Below are 15,035 nucleotides of genomic sequence, written 5' to 3'. Positions count from 1 at the left end.
AGCGGCCCTCAACGCTTGTGGTTGCGCACTTCGGCGCTGCGCAGCGAGGGGGCCAGCTTGTCCAGCACACCGTTGACGAACTTGTGTCCGTCGGTGGCGCCGTAGACCTTGGCCAGCTCGATGCCTTCGTTGATGACCACGCGGTACGGCACGTCGATGCGCTGCATCAGCTCGTAGGTCGACAGGCGCAGGATGGCCAGCTCCACCGGATCGAGCTCGTCCAGCGGACGGTCGAGATTCGGCGCAATGGCCTGGTCGACCTCGGTCTTCTTGCGCGCCACGCCATTGAGCAGTTCGTGGAAGTAGGCACCGTCAACACCGCTGAAATCGTTGTCGACGCGGAACTGCGCCTCGATCTCGTTGAGGCTCTGACCGGCCATGTGCCACTGATACAACGCCTGCATCGCCAGGCTGCGAGCGACCCGGCGCGTGGCGATCTTGCCCTTGGCCTTGGGCTGCGGTGCGTCCTGGCTATCGTCGTGATTCAGGCTCACTTCGCCTCCAGCTGCGACAGCAGGCTCACCATTTCCAGTGCGGAAAGTGCGGCTTCGGCGCCCTTGTTACCGGCCTTGGTGCCGGAGCGCTCGATAGCCTGTTCGATGGAATCGACGGTCAGCACGCCAAAGGCGACCGGTACGCCGAACTCCATGGAGACCTGGGCCAGGCCCTTGGTGCACTCACCGGCGACGTACTCGAAGTGCGGCGTGCCACCGCGGATGACCGCGCCGAGGGCGACGATGGCGTCGTATTCACCCTGCTGTGCGACCTTCTGGGCGACCAGCGGAATCTCGAAGGCACCCGGTGCGCGGATGATGGTGATGTCGTTTTCGCTGACGCCGTGGCGAACCAGCGCGTCGACCGCGCCGCTGACCAGGCTCTCGACGACGAAGCTGTTGAAGCGGCCTACGACCAGGGCGTATTTGCCCTGCGGGGCGATGAAGGTTCCTTCGATGGTCTTCAGGGGCATGGGTGCTTTCTCATCTCTTTAAAGAACGAAGGCGCCGCGGACTGCGCGGCGCCTCTGATTTATTCGGCCGGGAGGTATTCTACAACTTCCAGATCGAAGCCGGATATCGCGTTGAACTTCATCGGCGCGCTCATCAGGCGCATCTTGCGCACGCCCAGGTCACGCAGGATCTGCGAACCGGCGCCGACGGTGCTGTAGGTGGCCGGGGTCGGCGGCTGCTGACGGGTCAGCTGCGCCAGCAGCTGCGGGCCGGTCAGCGGATTGCCGAGCAGCAGCACCACGCCCTTGCCGGCCTTGGCCACCTCGCTCATCGCAGCGCGCAGGCTCCAGCGCCCCGGCACGGTGACCAGCAGCAGATCACGCAGCGGCTCCATGTTGTGCACGCGCACCAGGGTCGGCTCTTCCGGGGAAATTTCACCGCGGGTCAGTGCCATGTGCACGGTGTCCTCGACGCCATCACGGTAGGTGACCAGGTTGAACTGGCCCAGCTCGGTTTCCAGCGGCTGCTCGGAAACCCGCTGCACGGTACGCTCGTGGATCATGCGGTAGTGGATCAGGTCGGCGATGGTGCCGATCTTCAGCCCGTGCTGCTCGGCGAAGACTTCCAGCTCAGGACGGCGCGCCATGGTGCCGTCGTCGTTCATGATCTCGCAGATCACGCCGCTGGCCTCGAACCCGGCCATGCGCGCCAGGTCACAGGCAGCCTCGGTGTGGCCGGCACGCGCCAGCACGCCGCCCGGTTGCGCCATCAGCGGAAAGATGTGGCCGGGGCTGACGATGTCCTCGGCCTTGGCGTTCTTCGCCACCGCGGCCTGCACGGTACGCGCGCGGTCAGCCGCGGAAATGCCGGTGGTCACCCCTTCGGCGGCCTCGATGGAAACGGTGAACTTGGTGCCGAAGCCCGAGCCGTTGCGCGGCGCCATCAGCGGCAGCTTGAGCAGCTCGCAGCGTTCGCGGGTCATGGGCATGCAGATCAGGCCGCGGGCGAAGCGCGCCATGAAATTGATGTGCTCGGCGGTCACGCACTCGGAGGCGACAATGATGTCGCCCTCGTTCTCGCGATCCTCGTCATCCATGAGGATGACCATCTTGCCGGCGCGGATGTCTTCGATCAGTTCTTCAGCGGTATTGAGCGCCATCGGGCGTCTCCTCAATTCTTCAGGTAGCCGTGCTCGGCGAGAAAACCTTCGGTGAGCCCCGAGGCCTTGGGTTCGGCGGCCTTGTCGCCCATCATCAGGCGCTCCAGGTAACGCGCCAGCAGGTCGACCTCCAGGTTCACCTGCCGCCCGGGGCGGTAGTCGGCCATGATGGTTTCGCCGAGGGTGTGCGGCACGATGGTCAGCTCGAATTCGGCGCCATTGACCGCATTGACCGTGAGGCTGGTGCCGTCCACGGTGATCGACCCCTTCAGCGCAATGTACTTGGCCAGCTCGCGCGGCGCGCGGATGCGGAACTGCACGGCGCGGGCATTATCTTCCCGCGCCACGACCTCGCCGACACCATCGACATGGCCGCTGACCAGATGACCGCCGAGGCGGCTGGTGGGGGTCAGGGCCTTTTCCAGGTTGACCCGGCTGCCGGCCTTGAGATCGATGAAGGCGGTGCGCGCCAGAGTTTCGCGGCTGACGTCGGCCCAGAAGCCGTTACCCGGCAGCTCCACCGCCGTCAGGCAGACGCCGTTGACGGCGATGCTGTCGCCCAGCTTGACGTCGCCCAGATCGAGCTTGCCGGTTTCGACCAGCACGCGGACGTCGCCGCCCTTGGGTGTGAGCGCACGGATGGTGCCGATGGCTTCGATTATTCCGGTGAACATGTGGCCTCCCGTGGAAGGCGGATAAAACGCTGCATACGACGAACTCCTGTTTTTGAAAAACAGGGCGCTACGGATCGATAGGGATGCATGACGGGTGCACGGACGGCGCCCATCGGAATATCCCGCTCTCTCTCATCCGGACTATACCGTCGGCCCCGGAATCACACCGGGTCTGCTGACCTTGCCGAAGCAAGCGCTCGCGGGCTAGACGCGATTGAAAGCTACTGCGCGCAGAGCATGCTGCGTTGTGCTCCTCCTCGAAGTGCTCATTTACCAAGGCCTCGCTGCCCCCAGTAAAGCCCGCCTTCTCGTCGAATCACGCCTTGCCTGCTCAGCGCTCGCTACGCTTTCATCCTTGTAACTGCGCCATTACCGCCGGTGGGGAATCGCACCCCGCCCTGAGAACGTTGGGCCGTTTGCGGCCCGGCAGCGTTTTTAACACAAATAGCGACGCGGGGCAGCCCGTTATCGCCCGGTAGCAGCTATCTGAATGCAAGACGCAGGCTATCGGCGGACACCGCCGACACGGGTTGCCGATCAGTTGGCCGGGCGCGCCACGATCTTCCAGTCGTCGCCCACCGCACGGATGTCGACGATCTTCAACTCGCGCGCCTCGCTCATGCGCTCGAGCGGAAGCTCCAGCAGCGGCCGCGCCGAGGAGCCGAGAAACTTGGCCGCCATGAACAGCTGGTACTCGTCGATCAGGCCGAGGCTGGCGAACGCACCGACCAGCCGCGGTCCGGCCTCGACCAGCACCTCGTTGGCACCACGGGCAGCCAGCTCGCGCAGCAGCGCGGCCAGGTCGACCCGCTCCTGCCCCAGCACCAGCGCCTCGTGACCGGCGCGACGATAGGTCTCCTCGCAGCCGGCGACCACCGTGACGACCAGCGCCGGACCGGCCTGAAAGAACGGCGCATCCAGCGGCACGCGCAGCCGACCATCGACCAGCACCCGCAGCGGCGGGCGCTGCAGCGCCAGCGCAGTGGTTTCCGCATCCAGCCCCAGTTCGGCGCCGCGCACGGTCAGCCGCGCGGCATCCATCAGCACGGTGTCGGCACCGGTCAGCACCACGCTGGAGCGGGCGCGCAGGCGCTGCACCTCGGCACGCGCCGCCGGGCCGGTGATCCACTGGCTCTCGCCGCTGGCCATCGCGGTGCGCCCGTCCAGGCTCATGGCCAGCTTGGCGCGCACGTATGGCAGGCCGCTTTCCATGCGCTTGATAAAGCCCGCATTGAGTTCCCGCGCCTCGCCTTCCAGTACGCCGCTGGCAACTTCGATACCGGCGCTGCGCAGCCGCTCCAGACCGTTCCCGGCGACCTGCGGATTGGGGTCCTGCATGGCCGCCACCACGCGCCCGACCCCCGCCTTGACCAGCGCTTCGGCACAGGGCGGCGTGCGCCCGTAATGGCTGCAGGGTTCGAGGGTGACGTAGGCGGTGGCACCGCGGGCGCGCTCGCCCGCCTGGCGCAGCGCATGGACTTCGGCATGCGGCTCGCCGGCGCGTACGTGCCAGCCCTCACCGACCAGTTCGCCATCGGCGACGATGACGCAACCGACCCGTGGGTTCGGATGGGTCGAATAAAGCCCCTTGCGCGCCAACTGTAGCGCCCGGGCCATCCAGGCGTGATCGGCCGTCATTCGGGCTTGGCCGGCTCGCGGGACAGCCGCTCGATTTCCTCGCGGAACTCGTTGAGGTCCTGGAAGCGGCGGTAGACCGAGGCAAAGCGGATATAGGCGACCTCGTCGAGCTTCTGCAGCTCGGCCATCACCAGCTCGCCGAGCACGCGCGACTTGATCTCGCGCTCGCCGGTGGCGCGCAGCTGATGCTTGATATGGGCGATCGCAGCTTCCAGGCGCTCGACGCTGACCGGGCGTTTTTCCAGCGCACGCTGCATGCCGGCGCGGAGTTTCTGCTCGTCGAACGGCTGGCGACTGCCGTCGGATTTGATCAGTCGCGGCATCACCAGCTCGGCGGTTTCGAAGGTGGTGAAGCGCTCGCCACAGGCCAGGCACTCGCGGCGGCGGCGCACCTGATCGCCCTCGGCGACCAGGCGGGAATCGATGACCTTGGTGTCATGGGCACCGCAGAAGGGACAATGCATGGGGCTGGAATCGGTCGTACGTCGGGACGGCCATGGTAGCGCATCCGACCGGCAAGACAAGGCGACGGCTTTGCTGCTATACAAGCCCGCAATCGCCGTTCAGGAGGCCGTCCGTGCCATCACGTTTTCTCGTTCTGCCCGCCCTGCTGACGCTGCTCGCCGGCTGCGGCAGCCAACCCAGCGAACCACCGACGGCTCCCGTCGAGCTGAGCACCGCACCCCACTCCAAACTGCTCAACGAACTGAGCGGCAGCCTGATCGGCGCACCGGCCGGCAGCGACGTGGAGCTGGCCCTCTTGGAGGTCGATCGACGCGACCAGCCCGACCGCCTGCTCAGCAACGTGCAGCTCAAGGGTCGCGACGGTGAGCTGCCGTTCATCCTCCAGTTCAACCCCGACGCCTTCCCGGCCGGCCAGCGCGTCGAGCTGCGCGGCCGCGTCACGCGCGCCGGCCAGCTGATCATGCGCCTGCCGCCGCGCACCATATCGAGTGCCGCCAGCCAGGCGCTCGGACCGCTGCAGCTGGTTCCGGCACCGTGAGCGCACCGGCGCAGCTGCAGGCCGCGCTGCACGAACTGCTGGGCGATGCCCGCCTGGTCGCCGAGACGCTGCCGGACACCGAGCTGCGCCTCTGGCTGATCGATGCGGCCAACATGGATCGCGCCTTCAGCCCCGAGGAAACCCGGCGCATTCTCGACGAGCCACCCTATTGGTGTTTCTGCTGGGCCAGCGGGCTGGTCCTGGCCCGCTGGCTGGCCGAGCGTCCGGACTGGGTGCGCGGCAAGCGCGTGCTGGATTTCGGCGCGGGTTCCGGCGTAGCCGCCATCGCCGCGGCCAAGGCAGGAGCCGCCGAGGTGGTGGCCTGCGACCTGGACCCGCTGGCACTCGCCGCCTGCCGGGCGAACGCCGCGCTCAACGGTGTCGAGCTACGCTATTCGCAGGACTTCTTCGGCGAAGCGGATCGCTTCGATCTGATCCTCGTCGCCGATGTGCTCTACGACCGCGCCAACCTGCCGCTGCTGGACCAGTTTCTCAGCCGCGGCCGGGAAGCGCTGGTGGCCGACTCCCGCGTGCGGGACTTCGCCCACCCGCTGTACCGGCGCCTGGACGTACTCGATGCGTGCACCTGGCCGGATCTGGCAGAGCCGGCGGAGTTTCGCCAGGTGAGCCTCTACCACGCGACGCGCTAGCCATACGGAGACACCATGAGCGAGGAAAGTCTGCGCCTGTTCTTCGCCCTGCCCTGCCCGCCCGAGCAGGCGACGGCCATCTGCGCCTGGCGTGACGGCCAGGCATTCGACGGGCGCCCGGTGGCCGAGGCCAATCTGCACATGACCCTGGCCTTTCTCGGTGCCCAGCCGAAGGAGCGACTGGATGCGCTGCTGACCATGGCATCAGGCATCGAGGGGACGGCATTCGATCTCCGGCTGGACCGGCTCACCACCATCGGCAAGGGCTTCATCTGCCTGCAACCGAGCACGACGCCGCAGGCCCTGTCGAGGCTGGTCGCTACCCTTGCCGAGCATCTGGCCGCGCTAGGCGTGGTGCTCGACAGCCGGCCCTTCCTCCCGCACCTGACGCTGGTCCGCCAGGCCCGCAATCGACCAAGCGGCGCCGCGCCGGGCTTCGCCTGGCACGCCGACCACTTCGGCCTCTATCTGTCGACGGCAACGCCGGGCGGCGTGCGCTACGACGCGCTGGGACGCTGGCCGCTGGCAGCGCCATAGCGACCGTCACATGGCCCGCTCAGCGCGGCACTTCGATGAGAAAGCGGAACAGCGGACCGTGCTGCTCCACCGCCAGGCAGTTGTAACCCTTGGCCGTGGCGTCCTCGGGAATGCCGTGCACCGACTGCGAACAGTCCGTCACCACTTCCAGCAACTGCCCAGGTTGCATGGTCGCCAGGGTTTCCAGCGTGGCGATGGCGTTGTATGGGCAGTGCTCGCCACGCAGATCAAGCGAGAGATTCGGTTCGGCCTGGCTCACGGGCAGGACTCCTTTTCGGTTGGAAACGACGTGCGTTGAGGTGCACCAGCAACATGGCGACGGCCAGGCCGGCAAAGGTCAGCAGCAATCCGCTGGCCGGGCCGAAGCTCTCCAGCAGATTGATCTTCGGATAGGGCAGCGCCAGCGACGTGCCGAGCTGGTCCCAGTACACCGCCACCAGCGTGCCGCCGATGACGTTGCCGACGCCCACCACCCAGAAGTGCACCTGCCCTTCCATGGCGCGATACATCCAGCCGGTTTCGCAGCCGCCGGCGACGACGATGCCGATGCCGAACAGCACGCCGCCGAGAATCGCGTTCGGCCCCATCCAGAAAATCTTCGGGCTTGCCCCCAGCGCGATGGCGCCGAACGTACCGACGCAGGCCACCGCCATGCCGAGCAGAATGCCGTAGGCAGCGCGGGTTCGGCCGGTGGTCCAGAGGTCGCGGGCGGCACTGGTGAAACAGATCTGCGCCCGCTCGATCAGCCCGCCGAACAACAAGCCGAACAGCACCGCCATGCCCAGCACCAGCGAGGTATCGAAGCGCCAGGCGGCGAATGCGATGGCCAGCACCGCCACCCCGGTGCCGAGGCGCGCCTGCAACGAGGCCCGCCGCCGCGTGCCTTCCACGTCACCGAACAGCGAACTGGCCTGGCTACCTACCTTCAGCGGCGTGCGCAGCCAGGGCAGCAGGCAGATCTTCACGCCAATCCAGGCGCCGCCCACGGTGGCCAGCATGAAGGCCCAGGCATGCAGCGAGAACATTGGAATGCCGGTGAAGAAGGCCGCCAGGTTGCAGCCCATGGCCAGACGCGCACCGAAGCCGGCGATGATGCCGCCGACCAGACCCTGCAGCAGGCGCCGTCTGCTGGTCGGCCAACGCAGGCTGACGTTGTTCGCCCACAGCGCCGCACACAGCGCGCCAAGCAGCATGCCGATGATCATCACGCCGTCGATGCGATCGAGCGGCGTACCGGCCAGGCCGATCAGCTTGAAATAGCTCCACTCCTGCGGGGTGTAGCCGAACCAGGAAATGATGTGCCCACCCCAGCGGGTGAATTCGCCGGTGACGGCCCAGAAGGTTCCGGTGATGGCGAAGTAGTAGGCGGAGGCGACACCCAGCGCGACGAGCGCCGGCAGGGGCGACCAGAAGCGCACGAGATAGCGCTCCCGGAAATCGGAGAGAACGGACATGTGAAGCTCCTTATGACGCGCGACTGCAAACGCCGCACCGGTCTAGGAAAAGGGTTTCGCCTCGGCGGCAGGATCGCTGCCGTAACGCCGAAGCCGGCGCAACCTTAGTCCAATGACATCCGTCGCGCGAGCCCTTGCTTCCTGCATGCCGCGCCCCCACTTACCATGCACAGCTTCCCAGTCACCCGTCGCCGACGAGAATTCCGATGAGCCAGACGCCCTATATCTTCGATGTCACCACCGCCAGTTTCGAACAGCTGGTGCTCGAGAATTCGTTCCACAAGCCGGTGCTGGTGGATTTCTGGGCCGAATGGTGCGCGCCATGCAAGGCGCTGATGCCCTTGCTGGCGAAGATCACCGAGGAGTACCAGGGCGAGTTGCTGCTGGCGAAGGTCAACTGCGACATCGAGCAGGAGGTCGTCGCCCGCTTCGGTATCCGCAGCCTGCCGACCGTGGTGCTGTTCAAGGACGGCCAGCCGGTGGACGGTTTCGCCGGTGCGCAGCCGGAATCCGCGATTCGCGCCATGCTCGAGCCCCATGTACAGGCCCCGGCATCGCCGCAGGGCAATCTGCTGGAAAGCGCTGAGGCGGCCTTCGCCGAAGGCCGTTTTGCCGAGGCAGAGGCGCAGCTGCAGCAGCTGCTCAGCGAGGACAACGAGAACGCCGCCGGCCTGATTCTGTACGCGCGCTGCCTGGCCGAACGGGGCGAGCTGGGCGAGGCGGAAACCGTGCTCAATGCCGTGAAGGGCGATGAGCACAAGCAGGCGCTGGCCGGCGCGCGCGCGCAACTGACGTTCCTGCGTCAGGCCAATGACCTGCCCGATGCCGCTACGCTGAAGAGCCGCCTGGCGCAGAACGGCGAGGATGACGAGGCGGCATACCAGCTGGCCGTCCAGCAGCTGGCGCGGCAGCAGTATGAAGCGGCGCTGGACGGGCTGCTCAGACTGTTCGTGCGCAACCGAAGCTATGCCGACGGGCTGCCGCACAAGACCCTGCTGCAGGTCTTCGACCTGCTCGGCAACGACCATCCGCTGGTGACGCTGTATCGCCGCAAGCTCTATCAGGCGATCTACTGATCCCGGCCGCCGCTGGTGGCGAGTCCGTCAGCGGGCTCGCCGATCCAGTGATAGCAGGCCGAATCGGCGCCATGCTCGACCCGTACCTCGTCGCAATGACGCAGCCGCACCAGCAACCGCTTGGCCAGCTGCGCGCTCCCGGTGATCGCCTCCAGCTCGGCGAACAACTGCGGCCCTTCCAACGTCCCGGCACTGCGCAGGCATTCCCGCGCGCTGTGCCAGAGAGCATCGGCCGGCGGCGATGCCGCCGTTGCAGGCCGCCCGGCCGAGCTGATCTCGACGGCGCCCAGCCCACGCGCCAGGCCCGACCAGTCCTGCTCGCCCAGTTCGATTTCCAGATCGACCGGCCAGTCCCCTATGCGTCCGCGGATTCGGATCATGCTGTCCCTCCTGAAATATGCATTCATGCTCACATGCACGGGCCGCGCTGGCCAGCCAAGCGGCAAAGTTGTTATAACGTAACGGACCCTTGCCAATGGAGCTGACCATGCGCCACTTACTGCTCGCCGTACCCGTGCTTCTGTTGCCCCTGAGCTACAGCCAAGCACATGAAGATCATCATCACGAACATGAAGAAGCTGCCAGCCTCGGCGCCCACGAACATGGTGCGGCTCGCCTGAATGCCGCGCTGGATGGCAAGCGTCTAGAACTGGAGTTCATCAGCCCGGCCATGAACCTGGTCGGCTTCGAACACGCACCTGCCACGCCAGCGGACGAAGCGAAGATTGCCGAGGCGCGGAGCCAGCTGGAGCAACCGGCAGCGTTGTTCGGCCTGCCGACGGCCGCCGGCTGCTCGGTCAGCGAGCAGCACCTGCATGGCGAACTGCTCGGTTCGGCTCACGCCGGTTACCAGCGCCGCGACCAGGACGATGACCACCAGCACGAACACAGCCATGCCGCCGCAGAGGAACACGGCGGCCACAGTGATATCGAGGCAAGCTACCAGTTCGATTGCAGCAATCCGGGGGCGCTCCAGGCGCTGGATCTCAAGGGCCTGTTCGAACGATTCCCCGGCACGGAGAAGATTCAGGTACAACTGATCGGCCCCAACGGCCAACAGGGCGCGGAACTGACCCCGGCGCGCACGCAGCTGCCTTTCTGAACCGGCACTGGACATCGATGACCGCTCCACTTCTCGCAATCGACAACTTCGGCTTCGCCTGGCCACGCCAGGCCGAGCTGCTGGACATCCCCTGCTTTCGCCTCGAGCGCGGCGAGAGCCTGTTTCTCAAAGGCCCCTCGGGCAGCGGCAAGACCACCCTGCTCGGTCTGATCGGCGGCGTGCAAAAGGCCGCGCGCGGCAGCGTGCGCCTGCTCGACCGTGACCTCGGCAGCCTGTCGGCGGGCGCCCGTGATCGCTTCCGGGTCGATCACACCGGCTACATCTTTCAGCAGTTCAACCTGCTGCCCTTTCTCTCGGTGCGTGAAAACGTCGGTCTGCCCTGCCATTTTTCGCGGCTACGTGCCGAACGTGCGCGCAAGCGGCACGGCAGCACGGACGCCGCCGCGGCCAGCCTGCTGGAGCACCTGGGGCTGGCACCGGAGCTGTTCGAGCGGCGGGCCGATGCGCTCTCCATCGGCCAGCAGCAGCGCGTGGCTGCCGCCCGAGCGCTGATCGGCCAGCCCGAGCTGGTCATCGCCGACGAGCCGACCTCGGCACTGGATGCGGACAGCCGCGAAGCCTTCCTGAAAACTGCTGTTTTCCGAGTGCCGGGCGGCGGGCGCCAGCCTGCTGTTCGTCAGCCATGATCAAAGCCTCGCACCGCTGTTCGACCGCAGCCTGTCGCTGGCCGATCTCAATCGCGCCGCACGCGCGCCGGAGTGCTGAGCGATGTATCTACTGCGCCTGGCCCTGGCGAGCCTGAACAATCGCCGCTTTACCGCCCTGTTGACCGTATTCGCCATCGCGTTGTCAGTGTGCCTGCTGCTCGCCGTCGAACGGGTACGCAGCGAAACCCGCGCCAGCTTCGCCAGCACCATCAGCGGCACCGATCTGGTGGTCGGCGCCCGCTCCGGCTCGGTGAATCTGCTGCTCTATTCGGTGTTTCGCATCGGTAACGCGACGAACAACATCCGCTGGGAAAGCTACCAGCACTTCGCCGAACACCCGCGTGTCGACTGGGCGATCCCGATTTCCCTCGGCGATTCCCATCGTGGTTATCGAGTGATGGGCACCAGCAGCGCCTATTTCGAGCATTACCGCTACGGCCGCAAGCAGCCGCTGCAGCTGGCCGAAGGCCGCGCCTTCGAAAGCGACCCGTTCGAGGTGGTACTGGGCGCCGAAGTGGCCAGCGCGCTGGGCTACCGGCTCGACGACAGTATCGTGCTGGCCCATGGCATCGCCCGGGTCAGCCTGGTGCAGCACGATGACAAGCCGTTCCGCGTGGTTGGCGTGCTGCAGCGCACCGGCACTCCTGTCGACCGCACCCTGCACATCAGCCTGGCCGGCATGGAAGCGCTGCACATCGACTGGCAGAACGGCATGCCGGCGCGCGGCGCCGCACGCATCGACGCCGAGCAAGCGCGTGGCCTAGATCTTCAGCCACAGCAGATCACGGCGTTCCTGCTCGGCTTGAACAGCAAGGTCGCCACGTTCACCCTGCAACGGGAAATCAACCAGTACCGCGGCGAACCGCTGCTGGCGATCCTGCCCGGCGTTGCCCTGCAGGAACTCTGGAGCCTGATGGGCACAGCCGAGAAGGCGCTGTTCGTGGTCTCGCTATTCGTCGTGCTGACCGGGCTGATCGGCATGCTGACGGCGATCCTCACCAGCCTCAACGAACGTCGCCGGGAGATGGCGATCCTGCGCTCAGTGGGTGCTCGCCCCTGGCATATCGCCGCGCTGTTGATCATCGAGGCCTTCGGTCTGGCGCTGGCGGGCACGCTGCTGGGGCTGGCCCTGTTGTATGCAGGGATCGCCATCGCACAGGCGCCGCTGCAGAGCCTGTATGGCCTGTATCTGCCGCTGGCCTGGCCGAGCGCCTATGAGTGGAGCCTGCTTGGCGCTATTCTGCTGGCCGCGCTGCTGATGGGCAGCGTGCCGGCCTGGCGGGCGTATCGCCAATCGCTTGCCGATGGCCTGTCGATCCGACTATGAGGAAGCCCATGCCACGCCTGCTGTTCGCCCTGCTCCTGGCCTGCGCGCTGCCCCTGCACGCGGCTGAAGTCCGTCTGCTGCAATGGTCGGAGCTGATTCCGGAAGGAGCCCCTCCGCCGCCACCGCCGCTGGCGATACATGACATGTCGCAGCTGGCCGATGCGCTCGCCGCCGAGGCCGGCCCGGCCGCGGCACAGCAGTCGCCGGCCGCGCCGGTGGTCGAGGCGCTCGATGGGCAGATGGTGAAGTTGCCAGGCTATATCGTGCCGCTGGACATGACCGACGAAGGGCGCGTCATTGAGTTCCTGCTGGTGCCCTATTTCGGCGCCTGCATCCATGTGCCACCACCGCCGTCCAACCAGATCGTGCATGCCACCAGTGAACTGGGCGTGCGGGTAGAAGCTCTGTACGAGCCGTTCTGGATCGAAGGGCCCATGCGCGTCGAGCATGCCAGCAGCGAGCTGGCAGAGGCCGGCTACCGCATGCAGGCGCAGAAAATCTATCCCTACGAGTTGCAGTGACCAGCAGGCGCAGGACGACGGCGATAGCGATCGCCGTGGTCGCCACGCCAATCAGCGGACGCTGGCGACCTGCCGTTCGCGCTCGAAGCTGAGCTCACCTTCAGCCCACTCCCGCCATTCGCGCACCCGGCGACGCTCCGCTCCGGCTCGCTCCGCCTGTTTCAGCGCTTCGAGCCCGGCCTGCCAGCGGGCCTGTTCCAGTTCGAGCTGTGCGACATTCATCCAGAACTTGGCGCTGCCGGTCTGGGTCGCCAACTGCCGATAGATCTTGGCGGCTTCGGTACGCTCACGTGCCTGCCACCAGAGCATGCCCATGCGTTCCTGACGTTGCGCATTGCTCGGCAGCAAGCGCGAGGCAAGCATGCCTTCCAACAGCTTGGCGCCCTGCCAGGGCTGGCCGGCGGCACTGGCCAGTGCGACCAGGTTGTCCAGCTCGGCCTCAGTGAAGCGCAGCCCCTTGGTGTGCGCCGCCCGTAGGGTAGCCAGCGCGCGATCCTCGGCACCGGCCAGCTGCTGAAGGCCGGCGAGCTGCCGCCAGGCCTTGACCTGATCGGGATGGCGCAGCAAGAGTTTCTGTTGCCAGCGTTCGGCGGCCTGATAGCGTTTGAGTTCGGCATTGCCGGCGACCAGGAACTGCAGCCAGGTGTCGCCGGCTTTCGGATTGGCCTGCACGTAACGCTCGGCCAGCGGCAGGGCCTTGGCATGCTGACCGAGCCCCTGATAGGCCTGCACCAGCATCTGCAGGATCTCCTCGTCGGCCTGATTGGCCGAGCCCAGCAGGCTGACGACCTTGGCATAGCGCCCCTCGACCAGGTTCAGGCGTGCCAGATTGAGGCGCTCGCCGGCCAGCAGTTGCTCGTCCAGCTTGCCGCTGGCCACGGCCTTGTCCAGCCACTCCAGCGCCTGCCGGTTGTTGCCTTCGGCCCAGGCCAGATAGCCTCGGCTGCGCCAGAGCAAAGCCTCTTCGTTGCTCCCCGGCTTGGCGCTCGCGCCGTCCAGCGCCTTGCGTGCAGCCGCATAGTCGCCCTTGCTCTGCGCGGTCTGCGCTCGCTCGAGCGCCATGAACACGGCCGGGTCGATGGCCTGGGCAGCCTGGACCGAAGCAGCGAGGGAAAGGGTCAGCACAAGCAGCAGACGAAGCATTTCAGCGTTCTCCTTGCAGGCGGAAGTGCAGGGTTTTAACGGCTTCTCGGGATACCGGCGCACCGTTCTCGGTGCGCGGGGCGAAACGCCAGCGGGCCGCGGCACGCCGGGCCTCGCGATCGAACACGTTGCGTGGTGACGCCTCCAGTACGCGGATGTTCTCCACCCGCCCCTGGGGATTGATGGTGAAGGCAAGCTTGATATGGCCCTCGATGCCCTGCTGCCGGGCGCGATAGGGATATTCCGGGCGCACGTCGTTGAGCGGCATGACTTCCTGCTCGGGGCCACCCGGCTTGCCAGCCGCCTCGACCGCCGCGCTAGCCGGTGCCGGAGCGGCCGCGGGCGCGCTCTGCGCAGCGGTCAGGCCCGACAGGCTGGGCGCCGGCGCGGTCGCGACCGAAATGCCCGCATCGATGCTCGGCAGATCGAGGTCGAGCTTCGGCAGGTTGGCATCCGGCGTGGCCATGTTCGGCGTCGGCGGCGTCGGCGGTTGCGGCGTCTTCGGCTGTGGCGGTTGCGGCGCCTGCTGGCGAGTGCGCGTGGCGCTGTCTTCGTTGCGTCCATCCATACGCACGAAATTGGCGATGGCCAGCGGGTCTTCCTGAATCTTGCTGCGCGGTGGATTGACCATGCTCAGCATCAGGGCGAACAGCAGCAGCGCCACCACGCAGGCGGCGACGAAAGCCAGACTGAAACGGACCAGCCGCGGTTGCATCAGCGCGACCCCGTGCTGGCAGCCAGCGCCACGTCCTGCACGCCGGCCTGGCGCGCCTGGTCCATCACCTGCACCACAAGGCCGGTGCGGGCATCCTGGTCTGCCTGGACAACCACCGCGCCCTCGGGCTGATCCACCCGCATCCGCTCGACATGGGCGCGGACGCTGCGCACGTCCACCGCCTGCTTGTCGATCCAGACCTGCCCATCGGCGGTGACGGCGATAAGGATGTTGCCCTTGTCCTGCGTGCTCGCGGTATCGGCCTGCGGGCGCTGGACCTCGACACCCGACTCCTTGATGAAGGAGCTGGTGACGATGAAGAAGATCAGCATGATGAAGACCACGTCGAGCATCGGCGTGAGATCGATACCGGTGTCTTCTTCCTGCTGGTAATGGTGACGACGCATACGCATCCCGCTAA

At 66.6% G+C, this 15,035-nt stretch carries 19 protein-coding genes and 1 pseudogene; 8 read left to right on the top strand and 12 right to left on the bottom strand.

All coding sequences use genetic code 11. The features are described 5' to 3' along the window. Positions 1-8 precede the first annotated feature (8 nt). The 6 genes from nusB to nrdR all read right to left on the bottom strand — a co-directional run bounded on the left by nusB (position 9) and on the right by nrdR (position 4,882). Positions 9-494: a transcription antitermination factor NusB gene (nusB, locus tag VF716_RS19875; protein ID WP_011912029.1), complete on the bottom strand. Its 486-nt coding sequence runs from the start codon at positions 492-494 to the stop codon at positions 9-11. After that, positions 491-967 carry a 6,7-dimethyl-8-ribityllumazine synthase gene (gene ribH, locus VF716_RS19870; protein WP_003289143.1) on the bottom strand — a complete coding sequence of 159 codons (477 nt, stop codon included), beginning with the start codon at positions 965-967 and terminating at the stop codon, positions 491-493. The genes nusB and ribH overlap by 4 nt, the downstream gene beginning before the upstream one ends. 59 nt (positions 968-1,026) lie before the next feature. Beyond that, positions 1,027-2,106: a bifunctional 3,4-dihydroxy-2-butanone-4-phosphate synthase/GTP cyclohydrolase II gene (gene ribBA / locus VF716_RS19865; RefSeq protein WP_013981740.1), complete on the bottom strand. Its 1,080-nt coding sequence runs from the start codon at positions 2,104-2,106 to the stop codon at positions 1,027-1,029. Positions 2,107-2,117: 11 nt separating this feature from the next. Then, positions 2,118-2,780: a riboflavin synthase gene (locus tag VF716_RS19860; protein ID WP_011912026.1), complete on the bottom strand. Its 663-nt coding sequence runs from the start codon at positions 2,778-2,780 to the stop codon at positions 2,118-2,120. 537 nt (positions 2,781-3,317) lie between these two features. Further along, complete coding sequence (gene ribD, locus VF716_RS19855; protein WP_125842094.1) at positions 3,318-4,418, bottom strand: bifunctional diaminohydroxyphosphoribosylaminopyrimidine deaminase/5-amino-6-(5-phosphoribosylamino)uracil reductase RibD; 1,101 nt, start codon at positions 4,416-4,418, stop codon at positions 3,318-3,320. Further along, complete coding sequence (gene nrdR / locus VF716_RS19850; protein ID WP_003304016.1) at positions 4,415-4,882, bottom strand: transcriptional regulator NrdR; 468 nt, start codon at positions 4,880-4,882, stop codon at positions 4,415-4,417. The genes ribD and nrdR overlap by 4 nt, the downstream gene beginning before the upstream one ends. A 113-nt stretch (positions 4,883-4,995) precedes the next feature. On the opposite strand from nrdR, the gene VF716_RS19845 reads away from it, so the two are divergent. From VF716_RS19845 to thpR, 3 genes are read left to right on the top strand one after another with little or no spacing between them, the layout of a single operon-like run. Further along, a complete protein-coding gene (locus VF716_RS19845; protein WP_014595795.1) occupies positions 4,996-5,421 on the top strand; it encodes a YbaY family lipoprotein in 426 nt (141 codons plus the stop codon). After that, a complete protein-coding gene (locus VF716_RS19840; RefSeq protein WP_014595794.1) occupies positions 5,418-6,071 on the top strand; it encodes a class I SAM-dependent methyltransferase in 654 nt (217 codons plus the stop codon). The genes VF716_RS19845 and VF716_RS19840 overlap by 4 nt, the downstream gene beginning before the upstream one ends. Before the next feature lie 15 nt (positions 6,072-6,086). Beyond that, positions 6,087-6,608: an RNA 2',3'-cyclic phosphodiesterase gene (thpR, locus tag VF716_RS19835; RefSeq protein WP_049340838.1), complete on the top strand. Its 522-nt coding sequence runs from the start codon at positions 6,087-6,089 to the stop codon at positions 6,606-6,608. A 19-nt stretch (positions 6,609-6,627) separates the two neighbouring features. On the opposite strand, the gene yedF is transcribed toward thpR, so the two are convergent. After that, entirely contained in the window at positions 6,628-6,867 is a 240-nt protein-coding gene (gene yedF, locus VF716_RS19830; RefSeq protein WP_125876776.1) for a sulfurtransferase-like selenium metabolism protein YedF, read from the bottom strand. Then, positions 6,836-8,062 carry a selenium metabolism membrane protein YedE/FdhT gene (yedE, locus tag VF716_RS19825; RefSeq protein ID WP_125882543.1) on the bottom strand — a complete coding sequence of 409 codons (1,227 nt, stop codon included), beginning with the start codon at positions 8,060-8,062 and terminating at the stop codon, positions 6,836-6,838. The genes yedF and yedE overlap by 32 nt, the downstream gene beginning before the upstream one ends. Before the next feature lie 206 nt (positions 8,063-8,268). Here yedE and trxA point away from each other — a divergent pair, with 206 nt between their 5' ends. Then, positions 8,269-9,138, top strand: a complete 870-nt coding sequence (gene trxA / locus VF716_RS19820) for a thioredoxin (RefSeq protein ID WP_013981733.1) — start codon at positions 8,269-8,271, stop codon at positions 9,136-9,138. Here trxA and VF716_RS19815 read toward each other — a convergent pair. After that, on the bottom strand, positions 9,132-9,518 hold the full coding sequence (locus tag VF716_RS19815; RefSeq protein ID WP_014595791.1) for a hypothetical protein: 387 nt from the start codon (positions 9,516-9,518) through the stop codon (positions 9,132-9,134). The genes trxA and VF716_RS19815 overlap by 7 nt on opposite strands. 95 nt (positions 9,519-9,613) lie before the next feature. Between VF716_RS19815 and VF716_RS19810 the strand changes: the two genes are divergently transcribed. The 4 genes and pseudogenes from VF716_RS19810 (at position 9,614) to VF716_RS19795 (ending at position 12,756) form a co-directional block, all read left to right on the top strand. Beyond that, positions 9,614-10,240 carry a DUF2796 domain-containing protein gene (locus VF716_RS19810; protein WP_013981731.1) on the top strand — a complete coding sequence of 209 codons (627 nt, stop codon included), beginning with the start codon at positions 9,614-9,616 and terminating at the stop codon, positions 10,238-10,240. Positions 10,241-10,257: 17 nt separating this feature from the next. After that, positions 10,258-10,966 (top strand): annotated as a pseudogene (locus VF716_RS19805) (ABC transporter ATP-binding protein). Between the two features lie 3 nt (positions 10,967-10,969). Continuing rightward, on the top strand, positions 10,970-12,235 hold the full coding sequence (locus tag VF716_RS19800) for an ABC transporter permease (protein WP_011912015.1): 1,266 nt from the start codon (positions 10,970-10,972) through the stop codon (positions 12,233-12,235). 8 nt (positions 12,236-12,243) lie between these two features. Then, on the top strand, positions 12,244-12,756 hold the full coding sequence (locus VF716_RS19795) for a DUF3299 domain-containing protein (RefSeq protein WP_013981728.1): 513 nt from the start codon (positions 12,244-12,246) through the stop codon (positions 12,754-12,756). 51 nt (positions 12,757-12,807) lie between these two features. Here the strand turns inward: VF716_RS19795 and VF716_RS19790 are convergent, their stop codons facing one another. The 3 genes from VF716_RS19790 to VF716_RS19780 are packed head-to-tail and all read right to left on the bottom strand — an operon-like array spanning position 12,808 to position 15,027. After that, complete coding sequence (locus VF716_RS19790) at positions 12,808-13,899, bottom strand: tetratricopeptide repeat protein (RefSeq protein ID WP_011912013.1); 1,092 nt, start codon at positions 13,897-13,899, stop codon at positions 12,808-12,810. A 1-nt stretch (position 13,900) separates the two neighbouring features. Next, on the bottom strand, positions 13,901-14,614 hold the full coding sequence (locus VF716_RS19785; protein ID WP_045633041.1) for an energy transducer TonB: 714 nt from the start codon (positions 14,612-14,614) through the stop codon (positions 13,901-13,903). Next, positions 14,614-15,027 (bottom strand): ExbD/TolR family protein, encoded by a 414-nt coding sequence (locus VF716_RS19780; protein WP_013981725.1) that lies wholly within the window; start codon positions 15,025-15,027, stop codon positions 14,614-14,616. The genes VF716_RS19785 and VF716_RS19780 overlap by 1 nt, the downstream gene beginning before the upstream one ends. Positions 15,028-15,035 lie beyond the last annotated feature (8 nt).

This window comes from Stutzerimonas sp. Brlt_14 (assembly GCF_051948915.1).
Classification (GTDB): Bacteria; Pseudomonadota; Gammaproteobacteria; order Pseudomonadales; family Pseudomonadaceae; genus Stutzerimonas; species Stutzerimonas stutzeri.
The sequence above is the reverse complement of the archived record's forward strand: the minus strand, read 5'-3'. Positions and strand labels throughout refer to the sequence as shown.